Source organism: Marinomonas sp. CT5 (genome assembly GCF_018336975.1).
Lineage (GTDB): Bacteria > Pseudomonadota > Gammaproteobacteria > Pseudomonadales > Marinomonadaceae > Marinomonas.
On sequence record NZ_CP025572.1, the window covers coordinates 4,015,161 to 4,034,694 of the forward strand.

Below are 19,534 nucleotides of genomic sequence, written 5' to 3' on the forward strand. Positions count from 1 at the left end.
TAATCGTGAGGCAAGATATGAATCACTCCCATTTTGACCTATTTGTTGTAGGTGGCGGCATTAACGGCACAGGAATCGCTGCGGATGCAGCCGGAAGAGGCTTGCATGTTGGCCTTTGTGAAATGGGAGATTTGGCTCATGCGACATCATCATCAAGCAGCAAACTTATTCATGGCGGCCTGCGCTATTTGGAGCACTATGAGTTTCGTCTGGTCAAAGAAGCTCTAACGGAACGTGAAGTACTTTTAAAAGTGGCGCCACATCTTGTTACTCCATTGCGTTTCCAAATGCCTCATCGCTCCCATTTACGCCCTGCATGGCTCATCCGTATTGGCTTATTTTTGTATGATCATTTAGGAAAACGTGAAACGCTACTTGGCTCTAAAGGCGTAAAATACGGCACAGACAGCCCATTAAAAGATGATATTAAACAAGGCTTCGAATACTCCGACTGTTGGGTAGATGATGCACGTTTGGTGGTTACAAATGCACTGAGCGCACAACAAAATGGTGCCTCTATTTTCGCTCGGACTCGTTGCATCTCTGCCAAACGAATCAATGATCAATGGCACATCAGCCTAGAAAACCAAATTACCCAAGAAGTTGAAGAAATCACCGCCGACGCTTTAGTGAATGCGGCTGGCCCTTGGGTATCTTCCTTTATTGAAACCAAAATCGAGAAAAAAGCACCGTACGGTATTCGTATGATCAAAGGTAGCCATATTGTGGTACCCAAGTTATATCAGCATTCTAATGCTTTTATCATGCAGAACACCGACAAGCGTATCGTTTTCGCCATCCCTTACCGTGAGCACTACACTCTGTTGGGTACAACGGATGTGGAATACAAAGGTGACCCAAATGACGTTGCCATTTCCGAAGAGGAAACTCAGTACATTCTCAAAGTGACCAACGACCACTTTAAGAAAACGCTGTCACCTGCTGATGTTATATGGAGCTACTCAGGTGTTCGACCTTTATTGGAAGACGAATCATCCGATCCATCTGCTGTAACACGTGATTACACCCTACACCTAGATGACCAAAATCAAAAAGCACCTTTATTAAGTATTTTCGGCGGCAAAATTACCACATATCGTAAGTTAGCGCTTTCCGCTATGAGCAAATTGACACCTTACTTTGACAAACTTGGAGGTGAATGGACTCATAGTAAACCGCTACCTGGAGGGGATTTAGGCATGTCTCTTGAAGCATTCGGAATGAAGCTTCAAAAAGAATACCCATTTCTTGGAGCACACTTAGCCCACCGATTTGCTAACAGTTACGGCACATTAACTCACACCTTGTTAGAAAACGTGAATAGTGAAAAAGACCTTGGTAAACACTTTAGTAATGAGCTTTATCAAGTAGAAGTCGATTATTTAATTAATCACGAATGGGCGCATTCAGCTGAAGATATCCTCTGGCGACGCACCAAGCTTGGCATTGAATTTACTTCAGAACAAACAGAGGTTCTTGAAAGTTATGTACAAGCCAAAGTGGCTCAATAATTTACGAGCATAGAAGTCAGATTTCTATACTTTAGCCCACCTAAACGATTGTCTAGGTGGGCTTTTTTGATCTACTAAAAGTCATTAACACTTTTCTAAATAGGAATTAAAAAATCAATGGATTATGTTTTCTTCGACCTTTCCATTTGGGTCTATCTTTTCCTATTTGGTGCCGCTTTTTTGGCTGGTGTTATCGATTCAATCGCAGGAGGAGGTGGACTAATTACCGTACCAGTATTATTGGCTGCCGGACTATCACCTGCTGAAGCGCTGGCTACCAATAAGTTACAAGGGTGTGCAGGAACTGTATCAGCGTCTTATCACTTTATTAAAAGAGGCCAAGTTAAACTCTCTGATATGTGGTTCCCGATTCTCATGACAGCAATAGGGGCTATTGGTGGCACCTTATTAGTCTCCTACTTAGACAGTAGCCTGCTGCTCAAAGCCGTTCCAATCATCTTAATTGCCGTAGCCATTTTCTTTTTCTTTCTCCCTAAAATTCAACCATATATTGCCAGTAAATTTTCTCTGACTCATATACAATTTGCTGTGATTATCGGCACCAGCATTGGTTTTTATGATGGCTTAATCGGCCCCGGAACTGGCGCTTTCTTTTCTACGGCTTATTTGTGTTTAATGGGACTCACAGTGGTATCAGCAACGGCTCATACCAAGGTACTTAATGCCACCAGCAACCTATCCTCTTTAGCTATGTTTGCGTTTAGCGGACACCTTATCTGGGCACTAGGTATTGTGATGGGAATTGGCCAGTGGTTTGGTGCACAAATTGGTTCGCACCTTGTCATCACCAAAGGCGCAAAATTGATTCGGCCCATGGTGATCATTATGTGCTTAGCAATTTCGGTTAAATTACTCCTAGACAATTAACCCAGCTCGTCAGGGGAGGTCAGAGCATCATCCGGCGAGTACTCATAACATTGTGTCACTAACCAGCTAAGCAGCTGCTGAACAGGCTCTCGTTGACACTGCATTTCAGGACAAACAAACAAATAAGCATGGCCTTCGTCTAATGTTTGTGGGAACGGCATCACTAACCTACCCTGCTGAATATCGTCCATCACCAAAGGAGTTCTTCCCAACGCGACACCTTGTCCTGCAATAGCCGCTTGCACCGCAAGATCACCGCGATTAAAACTAATCCCCCGAGAAGGCTTAATACCTTTTTCATTCACTAGTTGCAGCCACTTTTCCCATTCCGCGTAAGGGCTAGAAAAGCGCCATTCAGAGTCATCATTCAATAAAGGCACTTGTGCTAATTGACTGGCTTGGGTTAACGCTCTTTGCTGAGCAAACGCAGGACTGCAAACCGGAAATACTTTATCTTTCATCAAAGGAACCGTGTGCCCTTTTGAACTGTGAACATGACTATGTACAATCGCGACATCTATTCGGTCTCGCTGAAAATTTACCTCTCTATCGTTTGCCTGTATGCGAAGCTGCAAATCCGGATAAGCTTCTTGTAGACTGCCCAATCTTGGAATCAACCACTTTGTCGCGAAAGAAGGCATAACAGAAACAGTCAAAATATTAGACGTTTCTTCTTCCTGTAACTCTAAGATCAAATCATTAATTTCATTAAAACTATGGTTTAGCTGCACAGCTAAACGTGCACCAGCTACGGTCAATTCTAGACGCCGATGATAACGAATAAATAAAGTCAGCCTCAAACGCTCTTCTAGCTGCCGAATTTGCTGGCTTACAGCCCCTTGCGTTAAGTGCATTTCTTGAGCCGCTTTGGTAAAACTCAAATGACGTGCCGCAATGGCGAATGTACCTAGTCCAGCTAAAGGAACAGACTTCATAAAAACCACTCTAAGACAATTTCAGCTACTGCAAAGTAGAAGATGCTTTCAATTAGAAAATCAATAATAAAAGAACTAAACTAAAGGAATATAGTATTAATAAACAAATACTTAAGAAATATAATTCCTGATATTTTGATAACATAATTACGCTATGAACTTTCATTTATCTATTTTGCATTAATTCAGCTAATCCAACAAATCAATTTATATCGTTTGTCACACAAAACTAAATAGCTAGAATTATCGAATCTCTTAGGTTGAACAGCGACCTAATATTTACCAATACAGCCCTAACTGTATTGCCTCTAAAACATGTCCCACAGTCATGCTTTAGATGAGTATCATCACTCCCCACAGAATGATGTTATTCGCAACTGCTAGTTACTTTTATTGAAGCCGGACCCTGTCCGGCTTTTTTTTGCTTGAAATTTATAAACGTAAATTTAAGGCAAAAAAAACGGCGACCCGAAGGTCGCCGTTAATAACACATATCAAATGTGTCCGGTCATCTGTTAAGCCGCTTTGCCTTCAAGCAATTCAGCTTTAGTAAAATTTGCTTGGGCAAGCTTCTCCATCAAGCGTACAACCTGACAGCTATAGCCGTATTCGTTATCGTACCAAACGTATAAAGTTGCTTGGTTGCCACGAACTTTCGTTGATAGAGAGTCCAAAATACCCGCTTGTTGAGAACCGATAAAGTCAGAACTAACTGCATCAGCTTCTTCGCTGTAGCCAATCTGACCAGTCAATTCAGCACTATTGGCTGCGGTTTTCAACAACTTGTTAATATCTTCAACTGACGTAGCTGACTTCAAGTTCAAACTTAGTACAGCAATAGAAACGTTAATAACAGGAACGCGAATCGCACTACCACTCAACTTACCTTCTAGAGAAGGAATCGCTTTTGATACCGCTTTAGCAGCGCCCGTTTCTGTCATCACCATGTTCATGCCTGCAGCACGGCCACGACGATCACCTTTATGAATATTATCGATCAAGTTTTGGTCATTTGTGTAAGCGTGTACCGTTTCTACGTGACCGGATTCAATGCCAAATTCTTTCTCTAATACAGACAAAATAGGTGTAATCGCATTCGTCGTACAAGATGCAGCAGAAACAATACGATCAGCATCCGTAATATCACTATCGTTCACACCAAAAACGACGTTCTTCATTTCTTTACCAGGAGCAGTCAACACAACACGTTCAATACCTGGGCGATTCAAGTGGACACTTAAACCGTCATGGTCACGCCATCTACCAGTATTATCAACAAGCAAAGCATTGTTGATACCATGGGCTTGGTAATCAACCTCAGCAGGGTCAGCTGCGTAAATAACTTTTACAGGAGAACCATTAATAACCAAGCTTTGATTGGCTTCATCCACTTTTACTAAGCCATCATAAGTGCCATGAACAGAATCGTATTTCAGCAAGCTTGCTCGTTTGGAAAGGTCATTATCACATGCTTTACGCACAACAATGGCTGCTAAATTCATACCTGGCGTAGTATGACCCAAAGCACACATCCGACGAGCAAGAAGACGACCAATACGACCAAATCCGTATAAAACAACAGGGGTTTCAGAACCATCATTGGACTGAGCAGCCAATACAGACTCAACATCCGCTTCTGCAATCAAAGATTCTAGTTCAACAACCGTATTCGCCGTGTCGCTTACCAAGACTTGTTCTAACACTTGATAGACTTGAGCAAGATCTAATTCAGGATGTTGATCAAACACCTCCATCAAAGCAGTAACTGAATCTGCCATTAAGGTATTACCTGCCAACTGAACTTTTACCGCTTTTTCGCGACCAAGTTTACCCAAAAGAGGAATCATAGATTCTGCTTGCGAAAGTGCCTGTAACCAAGTGCTTGTCATTTTCTGCCCCCGAAAAAAGACTTTGTTTTATCAATATGGGCGCAGTTTAACGGCAGACTAGGACAAAAACAAATTGTAAGAAGACAACAAAAAACCTTATAAATCGGGTGTTTAGAATGTTTTTTTATAGAAATAACGAAATAACAGAGAAGAGCTAGAAACTTTACAACATATTCGCACCTCTAAGCGAAACATCATACAAAATACAGTAATTATGTTGTAATTTGGCAACGAAAACTGACAGGAAATTTCATAAACTATTTTATAAATGGCGCTTTCTTTCGGCTAAAACGCCTAAAAAACAAAAACAAAAAATGATTACTGTAGGTCGATAGATCAGATCTACATGGGTAATTCCCCAATAAACCAACGGCTGACTCCACAACGCCAAAAGCCCATAACCAAAAGTACACATAAGAATAAAAGCAGAAACTCTAGCGACAAAGAACCAAGAGGAAACCATTTTTTTGAGAATCCCATTCACTTTATCGCCATAAACCACCAAACAGGTTGCGACAAACGCCAATGAAATATCATTAAGGTGGGGCTGAATAAAATGAGCCAATCGAAGGTTAACATCAAGAATAAACATAAATAATTAGCTACAAATGAAACAAACAACTTTTTTGAAAAACATCACTCATGAAGTGCAACATCATACTGTTAAAGCAGGTCAAAGACATTATTACTGATTTTTGCGTAACAAGGCCTCAACATCTATTTCTCCAGTGTGCGAATCGACCATAGGCTTTTCATCAATATAGGTAATAGAAACGTCATAAGAATCATTGTGAAGCTCAATGCTAGTGTCGTCATCAAACAACCATTTTGCTCGACCGACACCCGTCTTTAACTGCCCCGATCCTGGAGTACCATACTTTTTTTCTAATAACTCACCTAGCGCCTGTCGGTCTTCGCTACTTTCTATCACGCCTGATAATAAAGCTTGATGAATATAGCCAGAGGTATTTGAGTAAATAGTGGCATTTGTAACCCCTAAAATACCTTTAGGCCCTAAACTGTAACTCACAACCCCTGCCTTATAAGACGGATACTTTTGCAAACCTAAACTTTTTAGATGTCGTTCTAATAATGACAAACTTAGATCATTAAAGGGCAGGCCAAATAACTCGGCCTTATTAGAAACATTAGATGCTCCATCTGTCTCTGCACTCACGGCTCCAACAAAAAATGCAAAAATGAACACAGATAACATTAATCTCATTCTATTTAGCATTAATCTTTCCCTTCAATAAGTAACCTACAAGGTTGCAGCACAAAAAAACCTAAACCTGATATATAATACAACATAATCGGCGCTTTTGGTTCAAGGCGCTCCAACACTTTATTTTCGAGGTAATTCATGGCTCTTGTTATTGGCATCACTGGTGTATCCGGCAGTGGAAAAAGTCGACTATGTTCTTTATTAGCGGAAGGTCAAGGCGACAAAATAACGGTCTTATGCCAAGATAGTTTTTACAATGGCTGCGGCAGCATTGACCCTGATGTTTATAATTTTGACGACCTAAGCTCACTAGATCTTGAAAGCCTCACACTGGCAATACACAACTGTAAAAATCGCCAACAACCCAATGAAATCCCAGTTTACGACCACTCCCAACACAAACGCATTGGCTATCGTAACTTAGATCCAACACATGTTGTGCTGGTGGAAGGCCACATGATGTTCCAAGATCCAGGGATTCGTGATGCTGTAGATTATCTATTGTATGTTGATACTGACATGGACATCGCTATTGTACGTCGCTTAAAACGCGACATCGCTGAACGTGGAAGAGATGTAAACGAAGTAACCAGCCGTTACATGCGCCATGTTCGACAAGCATCACTAAAAACCATAGACATTCGTGGTAAAGCGGATTTTATTATCCCCAATAACAAAAGCTTCACTAATGCAGCAAACTTATTAAGCAACTACATTAATTATTTACTCAAAGAAAAAGGCGCCAAATAGGCGCCTTACTCAAGCAAAAACAACTAATTTATCTCTCAACAGGAGACATTATTAATAACGAAGGTCTCATTTAACAGTACACCAACCACAACATTCCTTTGCCATTCTCAAGCCCTCACAAGTAATTACTGACCTAAATCAACAAAATAGCTTTAAACACTTCATATGACAAATCTCGTCGATATATGCATTTGAAAATGTCGTGTTTGGTCACTTCCCCCTTCTAAATATAAGTGAGGATAGCGTCACAATTATAACGGTAAAAAAGGAATGCCTAAGAGCCAACCTGGAATTATCGATCCGACGAGAGAAGCCACATCAACCAGGCTTTGTTATAGAAGGTCACTCTAATGAATCAAAATGATCTGTTAAACCTACGTTACGCGACTGTTCAAGAAGCTCGAGCAGAAATGTCGAAATTGCTCGAAGCTCGCCCAGCAAACTACTCGTTGGATGCTCCGCTATACAACGATCCTCATATGTTTCGCGTTGATATTGAAGAAATATTCCAAAAAGAATGGTTATTTGTTGGTATGACCAGTGAAATCCCAAATCGTGGCGATTATTTCACTGTTGAAATTGCACAGAACCCTATCCTGATCGTGCGTGATGCAGATGGATCCGTCAGTGCATTTCATAATACTTGCCGTCACCGTGGCTCTCGCATTTGCCTAAAACATCGTGGCAAAGTAGCAAACCTCGTATGCCCTTATCATCAGTGGACTTACGACCTAAAAGGCAACCTACTTTTTGCAGGAACTGAAATGGGCGATAGCTTCGACAAATCTCAGCATGGCCTTAAGAAAGCACACTGCAAAACCGCTGGTGGATTTATATTTGTCTCTCTTGGCAAAGCAGCACCTGAAGGGGATTTCGATGAGTTTTTAGCAACACTTGAAGAGTACATGGCACCATACGATGTTGAAAATACCAAGCTGGTTGCGGAATCCAATATGTATGAAAAAGCCAACTGGAAACTCGTCATAGAGAACAACCGCGAGTGTTACCACTGTGCTGGTAGCCACCCTGAATTATTAAATACTATCCTAGAATGGGATGATACAAATGACCCTAGAGCACCCCAAGACTTCCTAGACCACTACGCAGAACAAGCGGCCAAATGGGATGCAGAGGGCATTCCACACGAACACCGCAGCTTTGGCCCAGGTAAACGTAATCGTATCGTGCGTATGCCACTGAAGAAAGGTACCAAAGTGATGACAATAGACGGCGAAGCCGGTTGCAAGAAAATGCTTGGCAACATTAAAAATCCTGAACTTGGCTCTATGCGAATTCTGCATTTGCCTAACTCTTGGAATCATATGCAGTCCGATCACTTTATTGTATTCCGCGTACTACCTATCTCAGCACAAGAGTCTATGGTGACCACCAAATGGTTTGTACACAAAGACGCAGTAGAAGGCGAAGACTACGATCCTGATCGTATACGTCAAGTTTGGGATGCAACCAATGACCAAGACCGGATTCTTGGCGAAGAAAACCAACTTGGAATCAATTCCATAGGTTATCAACCTGGTCCATATTCTGAAACTTTCGAGTTTGGTGTTATGAATTTTTTAGAATGGTACACAGACACAATTCAAAACAACCTAAAAAAATAACGCTGAAGTCGATTCTTTCATTCAATAAAAAAGGCACCAAAATTGGCGCCTTTTTTATTTTTACTGATTGACTAGCTTTAAACACTTAGCAAAAGAGCTATAAAACGTTATTTTTTAATATCATCAAAAAAACGTTTCACACCATCAAACCAACTCTTTTGCTTTGGTGAGTGATCTGTTCCCTCACCCATGCTTTCAGCCAATTCAGTGAACAACTCTTTTTGGCGAGCCGTTAAATTCACTGGTGTCTCAACAACAACCTTACAAATCAAATCACCCACTGGACCACCACGAACAGGCTTAACCCCTTTATTACGTAGGCGGAACAATTTACCTGATTGACACTCAGCAGTTACTTTAAGACGAACACGACCATCTAATGTCGGCACATCAATTTCACCGCCCAACGCTGCAGTGGTGAAACTAATAGGCACTTCACAGTACAGATTCGCACCGTCACGCTCAAAAATATTGTGCGGTTTAACAGATACCTGAACAAACAAGTCTCCAGCTGGACCACCATGAGTTCCCGCTTCACCTTCACCGGATAGACGAATACGGTCGCCCGTGTCGACACCAGCAGGAATTTTCACATTCAGCGTTTTGTATTCCTGAACACGACCTTGACCATGACAATCTCTACAAGGATCACTAATGACTTGGCCAGAACCATGACACTCTGGACACGCTTGCTGAACAGAGAAGAAGCCTTGTGACATACGTACTTGGCCAGCACCACCACAAGTTCCACACGTTTTAGGCGTAGACCCTTTCTTAGCACCAGAACCATCACACGTTTTACAATTCACTAAAGTTGGAATACGAATTTTTTCTTCGCATCCCCAAACAGCTTGTTCAAGATCTAGTTCTAATGTGTAACGTAAATCGGAGCCCCGACGAGTACGGCTTTGACCGCCACCACCGCCGCCGAAAATATCTCCAAAAACATCACCAAAAATATCACTGAAACCACCAGCGCCTGCACCGCCGCCATAGCCACCAGCTTGGCCGTTTACGCCTTCGTGACCAAATCGATCATAAGCCGCTCGTTTGTCCTCGGAAGACAATATTTCATAAGCTTCAGCTAGCTCTTTGAATTTCTCGAGCGCCTCAGGGTTATCTGGGTTCTTATCTGGGTGGTACTTATTCGCTAAAGAACGATAAGCTTTTTTAATCTCTTTCTTATCCGCGTCTTTGGCCACCCCAAGAACGTCGTAATAGTCTCTTTTGCTCATCGCAGGCATTCCTGAATTGAAAAGTCCGAATTAAAAGTCTGAATTGAAGATCTATATAAAAAAGCCGAAATTGAAATATGAATAGCTTAAAGCTCATCAATTGAAGACAGTTTAAATAGCAAAGCACGGTCTAGAAACCGTGCTCGCCACACCCTATGAATCAGGGCAAAATAAGTGCTTAGCGCTTATTTTTTATCTTCTTTCACTTCTTCGAATTCTGCGTCTACCGCATCATCCTGAGACTTAGCTTGTTCGCCTTCAGCTGGCTGCTCACCGGCTTCTGCTTCTGCGTACATCTTCTGAGCCAAAGTACCAGATGCTTGAGTCAACGCATTGGTTTTCTCTTCGATCTTCTCTTTGTCGTTAGATGTTAGCGCTTCTTCCAGTTCAGTGATCGCTGTTTCAATCGCTTCTTTCTCTTCCGCTGTTGCTTTATCACCAGCGTCAGTCAATGTCTTACGAGTTGCGTGAATCATGCCGTCAGCAGTGTTGCGAACTTGTACAAGTTCTTCGAACTTACGGTCTTCTTCAGCATTCGCTTCAGCGTCTTGAACCATTTTTTCAACTTCTTCATCGCTCAAGCCAGAAGAAGACTTGATAACGATAGACTGTTCTTTACCAGTCGCTTTGTCTTTCGCAGACACACTCAAGATACCGTTGGCATCGATATCGAAGCTTACTTCGATTTGTGGCACACCACGTGGCGCAGGTGGAATGTCAGCCAAATCGAAACGACCTAGAGACTTGTTCTGTGCCGCTTGTTTACGCTCACCTTGCAATGCGTGGATAGTCACCGCATTTTGGTTGTCTTCCGCTGTAGAGAAAGTCTGAGATTTCTTAGTCGGAATCGTCGTATTTTTCTCGATCAACGCTGTCATTACACCACCCATAGTCTCGATACCTAGAGACAATGGTGTAACGTCTAGAAGAAGAACGTCTTTCACATCACCAGCAAGTACCGCACCTTGAATAGACGCACCGATGGCAACCGCTTCATCTGGGTTTACATCTTTACGTGGCTCTTTGCCAAAGAATTCAGTTACTTTTGCTTGTACAAGTGGCATACGAGTTTGACCACCAACCAAGATAACTTCATCAATATCAGAAGCAGACAGATCCGCATCTTTCAGTGCTTGACGGCATGGCTCAAGAGATTTCAATACAAGCTCTTCAACCAAAGACTCCAACTTAGAACGAGTCAATTTCACGTTTAAGTGTTTAGGACCAGTCGCATCAGCTGTGATGTAAGGCAAGTTAACTTCTGTTTGTGAAGAAGAAGACAACTCAACTTTCGCTTTCTCACCAGCTTCTTTCAAACGTTGTAGCGCAAGTGGATCGTTGTGTAGATCGATACCTGATGACTTCTTGAACTCAGCCGCCAAGTATTCGATAACACGCATATCGAAATCTTCACCACCTAGGAAAGTATCACCGTTTGTAGACAATACTTCGAATTGCTTCTCGCCATCTACATCGGCAATTTCAATGATAGAGATATCGAACGTACCACCACCAAGGTCATAAACAGCAACCGTTGAATCACCAGAGCTCTTATCTAGACCGTAAGCCAATGCCGCTGCCGTTGGTTCGTTGATAATACGTTTTACTTCTAGACCAGCAATTTTACCCGCATCTTTAGTTGCTTGACGCTGAGAGTCGTTAAAGTAAGCAGGAACAGTAATAACCGCTTCCGTTACTTTCTCACCTAGGTAATCTTCTGCTGTTTTCTTCATTTTCTTAAGAACTTCAGCTGAGATTTGTGGTGGCGCTTTCTTGTCACCTTTTACTTCTACCCAAGCATCGCCGTTGTCAGCAGAAATAATTTTGTAAGGCACCATAGAGATGTCTTTTTGAACAACATCGTCTTTAAACTTACGACCGATCAAACGCTTAACAGCAAACAATGTGTTTGTTGGGTTGGTTACTGCTTGACGCTTAGCTGATTGACCAACTAATACTTCACCGTCTTCCGCAAAGGCAACGATGGAAGGAGTGGTGCGATCGCCTTCAGCGTTTTCAATAACGCGAGCTTTTTCGCCGTCCAATACAGCAACACAAGAGTTTGTTGTACCTAAGTCAATACCTATGATTTTACCCATGGTTGTATCTCCAATAAATTCGTTTATTACAATGATAATTCTGTATTTGGGTACGCTTAAAAGTATTTCAAGCGTCCAGTGTCAAAAAAATGACAGTATTTTTTTTAAGCGGCGCTTGAAACCACAACCATTGCTGGACGCAACAAGCGACCGTGCAATGTGTAACCTTTCTGAACAACATCCATAACCGTGTTCGGTTCCATTTCTGGATTTGGCACCATAGTCATGGCTTGATGCAATTCAGGATTGAATGGTTCGCCATGAGGATCAACCACCTTCACTTCAAAGCGAGCCAGAGTCTCAAGCAAATCTTTTAACGTCAGCTCTACCCCTTCACGCACAGGATCGGATTCACCTGTGTCTGGCGCAGAAGCCAAAGCACGCTCAAGATTATCTGCTACATTCACAATCGATTTAGCAAATTTTTCTAAACCAAATTTATGGGCTTTCTCAACATCTTGTTCAGCACGACGACGTATGTTCTGTGCGTCTGCATGAGCTCGAAGTGCCGCCTCTTTATACTGAGCGACTTCTTCTAATGCTTTTGCAAGCTCATCGTTTTCAGTAACTTCTTCTAAAGTCTCTACTTCAGGCTCTAGAAGCTCTTCTACTGTTTCGTTTTGCGTTTCGCTTTTCAAATCTTGCTCCGCTTCTAGATTAGGATTTTTTTGCTGCTCACTCATTCTTTAACTCCAAATAACAGAAACAATTCTTTGTCTGTGCCAGTTATATGGGGACAGCTTTTTACCTTTCAACACTAAATCCGCATTAATTTAATGGGAATTAATTTTCTAGAAGGGACTTGTCAAAAAACAACCAAGTACTGTATAAATAACCATATAAATATATTCTCTCTTTGGAGCACTCTATGCTGACCAGCATCGCTATTTCCAACTTCGCCATTGTTGAATCTCTCGAACTGGAATTCAAAAAAGGCATGACCGTGATATCAGGTGAAACCGGAGCAGGAAAATCCATTATGGTGGATGCTTTGTCTCTTTGCTTAGGGGATCGAACCGATGCCGCCGTTGTCAGACATGGACAAAAGAAAGCCGACATCAGTGCCAGCTTTGATATCCAACACTATCCACACGTCCATAAATGGCTCGAAGAAAGAGATTTAGAGCAAGAACAGCACTGCATATTACGTCGCGTCATCAGCAAAGAAGGTCGCTCAAAAGCTTATATTAATGGCCGCCCTTGCACCTTAAGCGACTTAAAAGAAGTTGGCAGTCAGTTGGTTGATATTCATGGGCAACATGAACATCAGTCACTACTTAAAAAAAACGCACAAAGACAACAACTCGACGAATACGGCCAACTGACTGAACTAAGCAAACAAGTCAATCAACAATACTCAACATGGCGACAACTCAAAGAAGAACTGTCGGCATTGCAAAATCGCTCTTCTGAACAAGATGCCAAGATTCAACTGCTGTCCTATCAGGCGCAAGAGCTTCAACAGCTGGATTTAAAAGAAGGTGAAATCGAAGAGCTAGAAAATGAACAGGCTTTTTTATCCAATATTGCTGACTCGCAATTTAAAGCGTACCAAGCCAGCGGACTACTAACCGACAGTGAAGAAGGCAATGTCTGCTCTTTATTGCATCAAGCAATTAACAGCGCCAGCCAGATTCATCCCGCAACCAAAGAATTAGAAAACGCATTAGAAATGATGAATGTCGCTCTTATACAAGCTCAAGAAGCGGCGCACAGCTTGCATCACTATCAAGACACACTAGAGCAAAATCCAGAACGCCTTATGGATATTGAACAGCGTTTATCAGACATTTACGACACGGCTCGCAAGCACAGAACCTTGCCAGAAGGGCTTTTTGCTCTACGAGAAAGTGTCGAGGCGGAACTAAATAGCCTACAAGGCAGCGAAGAAAGCCTTGAGTCATTAAAAGAAAAAGAAGAGCAAGCTTATGAGAAGCTTACAGCACTGGCTACCAATCTGACCGAAAAACGCATAATCGCTAAAGACGAGCTAGCCCAAAAAGTTGAGGAACAAATTCATGGCTTGGGTATGCCACACGCCCGCTTCTATATTCAGTGCCAGCCACTCAACCAAGTGTCGGCCAATGGCTTTGAAGATATCGAATACATGATTGCCTCTAACCCAGGGCAACCGGCGCAACCTTTGCGCAAAGTCGCTTCTGGAGGTGAGTTGTCACGTATCAGCCTAGGCATTCAAGTCGTCACCGCCCACACCTCGATTATTCCTACACTTGTCTTTGATGAAGTGGATGTGGGTATCAGTGGTGGCATTGCGGAAGTCGTGGGTCGCATGTTGCGTTCAGTGGGGCAACGCGGACAAGTCTTCTGTGTTACCCACTTGGCTCAAGTGGCCGCCCAAGGTAATCAACACCTACGAGTCAGCAAACTGGTAGAAGACGAAGCCACATCGTCACAAGTTGAACTATTGAAAGACCAAGACCGCACCCAAGAAATTGCCCGTTTATTAGGCGGATTAGAACTCACCGAACAAACCTTAGCTCATGCTCGCGAAATGCTGGGTAACGTTCAGCTTCAGTAGTAACGCCTCACGAAGACATTCAGACAATAAAAAAGGGCCTAAACTCTGCTATTTAGGCCCTCTTCATTTATTGCCTGTAGGCAAAAGAGTATTTATTTCTTCTTTGGTCGCACGTAAAGAATCAAACTATGATCCTCAATCTCAAAGCCATGCTCTTCAGCAATTTCATGCTGACGCTTCTCGATGATTGGATCAACAAACTCAATTACATTACCTGTTTCCAAGCAAATCATATGGTCGTGATGATCCCCTTTCGCTAATTCAAAAACCGCCGTACCCGCTTCAAAGTGATGACGCTGAACCAACCCCGCCGTTTCAAACTGAGTTAGCACACGATAAACCGTTGCCAATCCCACATCTTCTCCTTGATCAAGCAGAGTACGATATACATCATCGGCACTCATATGGCGGTCACCCGCACCTTCAAGAATTTGTAAAATTTTCACTCGTGGTAGTGTTACCTTGAGTCCCGCTTTCTTTAGCTCTTGATTTTCGCTAGTCATGAGTCATTCTCTATTCGATCTTGTTGATAATTACTTTATCATTAGCATACCAGAGTAAGGATAATACAAATGAAAAAATCAGTTTTAATACTATGCGCGACGCTATCACTTAGCGCATGCAGTTTATTTCCACCACCGTACAAAGCTCCAGTCACACAAGGCAACCTTATAACTCAGGAGCAACTATCTCAGTTACAACTTGGTATGTCTGAATCTCAGGTTACTTACTTATTAGGTACCCCAATGTTAAGAGACACGTTTAAGCCAAACGAATGGCATTATCTTTATACTTCGTTATACCCAGCACCAGACACACCGAAAAGCGCGGCAAAAGACCTAGTACTCATTTTTAACAATGGCGTTCTAACAGAAATCAAAAACAACTAACCCTTGGTTGTTTTTGCTGCTCGGTTGGCCCTTGCTTGTTTAGGGTCAACCTTCAGCTCGCGATACAACTCAACTCGCTCACCTTCTTTTAATTCTTGTTGATCAGCATTTCGTACTGCTTTGCCAAAAATGCCAACTTTTACGTTTTCAACATCCACATCAGGAAAAAACACCTGAATGTTCGAACGGCGTACTGCCTCACGAACCGTACAACCTTCCTCTACCTCTAGCGCAATGATTTTTTGCTTCTCAGGTAAAGCATACGCTACTTCAACTCGCATACTCATTCACCGTATACCACTTTTGCACGCTTACTAAAAGATTCCACCATGGTGTTAGCTATTTGGCTAAACACACTACCAAAAGCAAACTTTAGCATACCGCTCAATTCAAATTCGATGCTCAACATAATTTTACAACTAGTCGGAGACAGTTCAGTGAAAGTCCATACACCATACAAACTCTTAAACGGCCCCTTTACCAAATTCACTTCAATACGACTAAACTCTTCTAATACATTTCTAGTCGTAAAAGATTGTTTGACAGGCCCTTTACCCACTTCTAATGACGCCACAATTTCCGTTGGCGCTTGCGAAATTAAAGTAGAGTCCAAACAGCCAGGTAAGAACTCAGGATAACCATCTATGTCGTTCACCAAGGCAAACATTTGCTCGCAACTGTAATTCACATGTGCGAAGCGTTCTATATGACTCAAATTACACTCCTATCCAACCAGCAAGAGTAATCACAATCATTGCTGGAATACTTATGTATTTCAATGTGCTATACCACCACTGAAAATGACTTGGTTGCTTTGTAATCATTTCATTTTGCAACATTGAACGAGGAATAAACCAAGCGACCAAAACAGATAATAGAATGGCGCCTATTGGCAACAATATTAAAGACGTAAACTCGTCCAACAGCTCAAAGAAGTTTAAACCGAAGACTATTTTACTGTCCCAATGATTAAAAGATAGCAACACAGCGATACCGACAAACCAAACCGCAATCCCCATTGCCATGGCGGCTTTTAAACGGGCGATATAAAATTTCTCATGCAGCCAAGCAACAAACAATTCTAACATGGATATCGCTGACGTAAGGGCAGCCACCACGAGCAATAAAAAGAATACGCCGGCAAAAAATTGACCACCTAGCAAACTACCAAAAATGATAGGCAAAGACACAAAGGTCAAACTTGGTCCAGCTTCCACATTAATATTAAATGAAAACACCAACGGAAAAATGACCAAACCAGCCAAAATAGCGACCAGCAAATCGACACCGACCACAATACTGCATGCTCGAGCAATTGACATGCGCTTACTCATATAAGCGCCATAGGCAAACATCGCCCCCATACCAACACTTAAGCTGAACAAAGCCAAACCTACCGCGGCCAAAACCACTTCAAAAGTAATGTCCTGCCAAGACCAACGAAACATAAAATTCAACGCTTCGCTCATATTACCAATGATCATGGAATAACAAGCCATTAATAACAAAGCCACAACCAATACAGGTAGCAGAACTCGCACCACAGAAGACAAACCACGAGTTACAGATTGCCCAACCGTTAATATTACCAACACCATAAAAACAGAATGCCACAACAGCATTTCTGCCGGTGTGGCTAACAAAGTATCAAACATTTTGGACGCACCAAATTGAGAGATACCCGAAAAATCGCCTGACACCGCACGATCCAAATACGCCAACGACCAACCGGCAATCACACTATAAAAAGTCAGAATCAAAAAACCCGTAATACCGGCAAGCCAGGGTACACACACCCATGCAGGGTGAATAATACGGCGCTCACTTAAATCATTGACCGTATCAATTGGGTTAGAACGTACGGTACGGCCTAAAGCAACTTCAGCCATTAGAACCGGCAAACCAACCAACAGCAAACACAAGCAATACACAAACAGAAAGGCACCGCCACCGTTTTGTCCTAACACATAAGGAAACTTCCAGATATTCCCTAATCCAACCGCCGATCCACTGGCCGCAAAAATAAATATCCACGGACTTGACCAGATACCTTGTAAACATCGACTTTCAGGCATAAATTTAGGCTCTAAATACACAAGATGTGTTTAAGGATAGGAATAAAACGCAAATGTGGCCAACACACCCGCAAGACCTAACCAGACAAATTAATTAACAAGTGCGAATTTTCCAACATTAAGGCGCATACCTCAAGAAAAGCATAGGTTTTTACCTCTATCGACCGTATAATTTCAAACTATGAGTAAAGTAAAGAAAAAATCCAACAGCACGGGCACCATCGCGCTTAATAAACGTGCCAAATACGACTACTTTGTTGACCAGAAGTTCGAAGCCGGTTTGGTTTTGTCTGGCTGGGAAGTAAAAAGCCTACGCGAAGGCAAAGCCCAATTAGTAGACTCCTTCGTCATTATTCACCAAAACGAAGCGTGGCTTGTCGGTGCGCGTATTACGCCACTACTCAGTGCCTCTACGCACGTTGTGTGTGAACCTTTGCGTCAACGTAAACTATTACTAAATCGCAAAGAACTTGACCGAATCATCCAAGTCACCGAGCAAAAAGGCAAAACCTGTGCGGCCATGGCGCTGTACTGGAAAGGCAACAAAATCAAATGCGAAGTCGCTTTGGTAACTGGTAAGAAAGATCACGACAAACGGGATACCGAACGTGATCGCTCTTGGTCAAGAGACAAAGAACGACTCATGAAACACAGCGTTTAACACCTAAGATAAACGTGTAGATAGTTAGCATTTTAGCGTTACCTCTGGCGTAAATTAAATGTTTCCGCTAGTATAACGCCAACTTCGGGGATGACTTGGTTTCGACGCCGGTTACAAAACCTGAGGTGCATGTCGAGAGTGATGCGTGATCTCGTAAATCCCCCGCATCAATTTAATAGTCGCAAACGACGAAAACTACGCTTTAGCAGCCTAAACCGCTGCTAGTGTGCTGCCCTCAGGTTGCTTGTAGCCAGAGATTCTGCAGTATCATAAATTACAAGATGCTAACCGATGCCCTGCCTAGGGATAAGGTTCTAAGATTAAGTAGGCTCGCCATTAACACCCTGTCCTTCGGGCGGTTCGTGGTCAAATAATAGAAGTGACTATGCATGTAGATCCGATGGCAGAGGACTGGCGGACGGGGGTTCGAATCCCCCCATCTCCACCAATTAAAGCCTTGATTTTAAAAAGGTTTGCACTTTTTAAAATGAGGTCGGTGCACATATGAGGCACCAAACAAAAAAACCGCTAATCTGAAGTGACCCCATAAAGTTGGACACTTTATTAACCGGCTAACATTGCCTGATTTCGGTACTCTACCGGAGTCAGGCCATTTAACCCCATTTTTATTCGTTTCGTATTGTAGTAATCAATATACTCTTCAAGTTCTTGGATCAAATCATCTGCATCTTCGAAGGTTTCACCATGGAACATTTCCGTTTTTAGTAATGCAAAAAAGTTCTCAGCCATAGCATTGTCCAAACAATTTCCTTTTCGTGACATACTTTGTTGTAGTCCTTGTTTCTCCAAAAGATATCGTGTTTGCTTTTGCTGGTACTGCCAACCCTGATCACTGTGTAATATCGGTATTTCTCCTTCTTTTAGGCCACTCATCGCTTCTTTTAGCATGTCAGTCACGAGCGGTAAATGCGCTGTCTTTTTAATTTGGTAGGCAATCACCTCTTGGTTAAACAGATCTATTACTGGGGACAAGTATACTTTTTGCCCTTTAATATTAAACTCTGTCACGTCGGTGACCCATTTCTCATTCGGTCTGTCCGCTTTAAAATTTCGGCATAAGAGATTGTCCGCGATACGTCCTATTTCGCCTCGATAAGAGCGATAGCGTTTAGGTCGTACCTTAGATTTAAGCCCCAATAACCTCATCAGTTTTTGCACTGTTTTATGATTCAGTCCTATTTTGGCTTTACGGAG

At 42.4% G+C, this 19,534-nt stretch carries 19 protein-coding genes and 1 other RNA gene; 8 read left to right on the forward strand and 12 right to left on the reverse strand.

Annotated features, from left to right (window positions below; all coding sequences use genetic code 11):
* Positions 1–17 precede the first annotated feature (17 nt).
* Positions 18–1,511: a glycerol-3-phosphate dehydrogenase gene (gene glpD / locus C0J08_RS19165; protein WP_212653497.1), complete on the forward strand. Its 1,494-nt coding sequence runs from the start codon at positions 18–20 to the stop codon at positions 1,509–1,511.
* Between the two features lie 117 nt (positions 1,512–1,628).
* Positions 1,629–2,399: a TSUP family transporter gene (locus tag C0J08_RS19170; protein WP_212653498.1), complete on the forward strand. Its 771-nt coding sequence runs from the start codon at positions 1,629–1,631 to the stop codon at positions 2,397–2,399.
* Here the strand turns inward: C0J08_RS19170 and gcvA are convergent.
* From gcvA to C0J08_RS19190, 4 genes are all read right to left on the reverse strand, one after another.
* A complete protein-coding gene (gene gcvA, locus C0J08_RS19175; protein ID WP_212653499.1) occupies positions 2,396–3,334 on the reverse strand; it encodes a transcriptional regulator GcvA in 939 nt (312 codons plus the stop codon). The genes C0J08_RS19170 and gcvA overlap by 4 nt on opposite strands.
* A 515-nt stretch (positions 3,335–3,849) precedes the next feature.
* Entirely contained in the window at positions 3,850–5,223 is a 1,374-nt protein-coding gene (locus C0J08_RS19180) for a glyceraldehyde-3-phosphate dehydrogenase (protein WP_212653500.1), read from the reverse strand.
* 262 nt (positions 5,224–5,485) lie between these two features.
* Positions 5,486–5,815 carry a DUF3392 domain-containing protein gene (locus C0J08_RS19185; protein WP_212653501.1) on the reverse strand — a complete coding sequence of 110 codons (330 nt, stop codon included), beginning with the start codon at positions 5,813–5,815 and terminating at the stop codon, positions 5,486–5,488.
* 93 nt (positions 5,816–5,908) lie between these two features.
* Positions 5,909–6,460, reverse strand: a complete 552-nt coding sequence (locus C0J08_RS19190; RefSeq protein WP_212653502.1) for a uridine kinase — start codon at positions 6,458–6,460, stop codon at positions 5,909–5,911.
* A 126-nt stretch (positions 6,461–6,586) separates the two neighbouring features.
* Between C0J08_RS19190 and C0J08_RS19195 the strand changes: the two genes are divergently transcribed.
* Together C0J08_RS19195 and gbca are read left to right on the forward strand one after the other, a co-directional pair.
* A complete protein-coding gene (locus C0J08_RS19195; RefSeq protein ID WP_212653503.1) occupies positions 6,587–7,198 on the forward strand; it encodes a uridine kinase family protein in 612 nt (203 codons plus the stop codon).
* 350 nt (positions 7,199–7,548) lie between these two features.
* Positions 7,549–8,820, forward strand: a complete 1,272-nt coding sequence (gene gbca, locus C0J08_RS19200; RefSeq protein ID WP_212653504.1) for a glycine betaine monooxygenase oxygenase subunit — start codon at positions 7,549–7,551, stop codon at positions 8,818–8,820.
* 107 nt (positions 8,821–8,927) lie between these two features.
* On the opposite strand, the gene dnaJ is transcribed toward gbca, so the two are convergent.
* The 3 genes from dnaJ to grpE all read right to left on the reverse strand — a co-directional run bounded on the left by dnaJ (position 8,928) and on the right by grpE (position 12,837).
* Positions 8,928–10,055, reverse strand: coding sequence for a molecular chaperone DnaJ (dnaJ, locus tag C0J08_RS19205; RefSeq protein WP_212653505.1), 1,128 nt, complete (start codon positions 10,053–10,055; stop codon positions 8,928–8,930).
* A gap of 185 nt (positions 10,056–10,240) precedes the next feature.
* Positions 10,241–12,154 (reverse strand): molecular chaperone DnaK, encoded by a 1,914-nt coding sequence (gene dnaK / locus C0J08_RS19210; RefSeq protein ID WP_212653506.1) that lies wholly within the window; start codon positions 12,152–12,154, stop codon positions 10,241–10,243.
* A gap of 104 nt (positions 12,155–12,258) precedes the next feature.
* Complete coding sequence (grpE, locus tag C0J08_RS19215; RefSeq protein WP_212653507.1) at positions 12,259–12,837, reverse strand: nucleotide exchange factor GrpE; 579 nt, start codon at positions 12,835–12,837, stop codon at positions 12,259–12,261.
* A gap of 185 nt (positions 12,838–13,022) precedes the next feature.
* Between grpE and recN the strand changes: the two genes are divergently transcribed.
* Positions 13,023–14,693 (forward strand): DNA repair protein RecN, encoded by a 1,671-nt coding sequence (gene recN / locus C0J08_RS19220; RefSeq protein WP_212653508.1) that lies wholly within the window; start codon positions 13,023–13,025, stop codon positions 14,691–14,693.
* Positions 14,694–14,785: 92 nt separating this feature from the next.
* On the opposite strand, the gene fur is transcribed toward recN, so the two are convergent.
* Positions 14,786–15,196 carry a ferric iron uptake transcriptional regulator gene (fur, locus tag C0J08_RS19225; protein ID WP_212653509.1) on the reverse strand — a complete coding sequence of 137 codons (411 nt, stop codon included), beginning with the start codon at positions 15,194–15,196 and terminating at the stop codon, positions 14,786–14,788.
* Between the two features lie 69 nt (positions 15,197–15,265).
* On the opposite strand from fur, the gene C0J08_RS19230 reads away from it, so the two are divergent.
* On the forward strand, positions 15,266–15,583 hold the full coding sequence (locus C0J08_RS19230) for an outer membrane protein assembly factor BamE (RefSeq protein WP_212653510.1): 318 nt from the start codon (positions 15,266–15,268) through the stop codon (positions 15,581–15,583).
* Here the strand turns inward: C0J08_RS19230 and C0J08_RS19235 are convergent.
* From C0J08_RS19235 to C0J08_RS19245, 3 genes are read right to left on the reverse strand one after another with little or no spacing between them, the layout of a single operon-like run.
* Positions 15,580–15,864: an RnfH family protein gene (locus tag C0J08_RS19235; protein ID WP_502711622.1), complete on the reverse strand. Its 285-nt coding sequence runs from the start codon at positions 15,862–15,864 to the stop codon at positions 15,580–15,582. The two genes, C0J08_RS19230 and C0J08_RS19235, sit on opposite strands and share 4 nt — an antisense overlap.
* A 2-nt stretch (positions 15,865–15,866) precedes the next feature.
* A complete protein-coding gene (locus tag C0J08_RS19240) occupies positions 15,867–16,298 on the reverse strand; it encodes a type II toxin-antitoxin system RatA family toxin (protein ID WP_212653512.1) in 432 nt (143 codons plus the stop codon).
* Between the two features lies 1 nt (position 16,299).
* Positions 16,300–17,658, reverse strand: a complete 1,359-nt coding sequence (locus C0J08_RS19245) for a sodium-dependent transporter (protein WP_212653513.1) — start codon at positions 17,656–17,658, stop codon at positions 16,300–16,302.
* A 181-nt stretch (positions 17,659–17,839) separates the two neighbouring features.
* Here C0J08_RS19245 and smpB point away from each other — a divergent pair, with 181 nt between their 5' ends.
* Together smpB and ssrA are read left to right on the forward strand one after the other, a co-directional pair.
* Positions 17,840–18,319 carry an SsrA-binding protein SmpB gene (smpB, locus tag C0J08_RS19250; protein ID WP_212653514.1) on the forward strand — a complete coding sequence of 160 codons (480 nt, stop codon included), beginning with the start codon at positions 17,840–17,842 and terminating at the stop codon, positions 18,317–18,319.
* An 86-nt stretch (positions 18,320–18,405) separates the two neighbouring features.
* Positions 18,406–18,767, forward strand: a transfer-messenger RNA (tmRNA) gene (ssrA, locus tag C0J08_RS19255).
* A 116-nt stretch (positions 18,768–18,883) separates the two neighbouring features.
* Here ssrA and C0J08_RS19260 read toward each other — a convergent pair.
* The coding region (locus C0J08_RS19260; RefSeq protein ID WP_212653515.1) for an IS3 family transposase at positions 18,884–19,534 on the reverse strand (651 nt) is incomplete at its 5' end.

What these genes read in the sequence shown, in the direction of transcription:
- C0J08_RS19185 (WP_212653501.1), bottom strand. Translation starts at nt 5,815, where the DNA reads ATGTTTATTCTTGATGTTAACCTTCGATTGGCTCATTTTATTCAGCCC.
- gcvA (WP_212653499.1), bottom strand. Translation starts at nt 3,334, where the DNA reads ATGAAGTCTGTTCCTTTAGCTGGACTAGGTACATTCGCCATTGCGGCA.
- gbca (WP_212653504.1), top strand. Translation starts at nt 7,549, where the DNA reads ATGAATCAAAATGATCTGTTAAACCTACGTTACGCGACTGTTCAAGAA.
- C0J08_RS19245 (WP_212653513.1), bottom strand. Translation starts at nt 17,658, where the DNA reads ATGCCTGAAAGTCGATGTTTACAAGGTATCTGGTCAAGTCCGTGGATA.
- recN (WP_212653508.1), top strand. Translation starts at nt 13,023, where the DNA reads ATGCTGACCAGCATCGCTATTTCCAACTTCGCCATTGTTGAATCTCTC.
- C0J08_RS19170 (WP_212653498.1), top strand. Translation starts at nt 1,629, where the DNA reads ATGGATTATGTTTTCTTCGACCTTTCCATTTGGGTCTATCTTTTCCTA.
- C0J08_RS19235 (WP_502711622.1), bottom strand. Translation starts at nt 15,864, where the DNA reads ATGCGAGTTGAAGTAGCGTATGCTTTACCTGAGAAGCAAAAAATCATT.
- dnaJ (WP_212653505.1), bottom strand. Translation starts at nt 10,055, where the DNA reads ATGAGCAAAAGAGACTATTACGACGTTCTTGGGGTGGCCAAAGACGCG.
- glpD (WP_212653497.1), top strand. Translation starts at nt 18, where the DNA reads ATGAATCACTCCCATTTTGACCTATTTGTTGTAGGTGGCGGCATTAAC.
- grpE (WP_212653507.1), bottom strand. Translation starts at nt 12,837, where the DNA reads ATGAGTGAGCAGCAAAAAAATCCTAATCTAGAAGCGGAGCAAGATTTG.
- smpB (WP_212653514.1), top strand. Translation starts at nt 17,840, where the DNA reads ATGAGTAAAGTAAAGAAAAAATCCAACAGCACGGGCACCATCGCGCTT.
- dnaK (WP_212653506.1), bottom strand. Translation starts at nt 12,154, where the DNA reads ATGGGTAAAATCATAGGTATTGACTTAGGTACAACAAACTCTTGTGTT.
- C0J08_RS19195 (WP_212653503.1), top strand. Translation starts at nt 6,587, where the DNA reads ATGGCTCTTGTTATTGGCATCACTGGTGTATCCGGCAGTGGAAAAAGT.
- C0J08_RS19180 (WP_212653500.1), bottom strand. Translation starts at nt 5,223, where the DNA reads ATGACAAGCACTTGGTTACAGGCACTTTCGCAAGCAGAATCTATGATT.
- fur (WP_212653509.1), bottom strand. Translation starts at nt 15,196, where the DNA reads ATGACTAGCGAAAATCAAGAGCTAAAGAAAGCGGGACTCAAGGTAACA.
- C0J08_RS19230 (WP_212653510.1), top strand. Translation starts at nt 15,266, where the DNA reads ATGAAAAAATCAGTTTTAATACTATGCGCGACGCTATCACTTAGCGCA.
- C0J08_RS19190 (WP_212653502.1), bottom strand. Translation starts at nt 6,460, where the DNA reads ATGCTAAATAGAATGAGATTAATGTTATCTGTGTTCATTTTTGCATTT.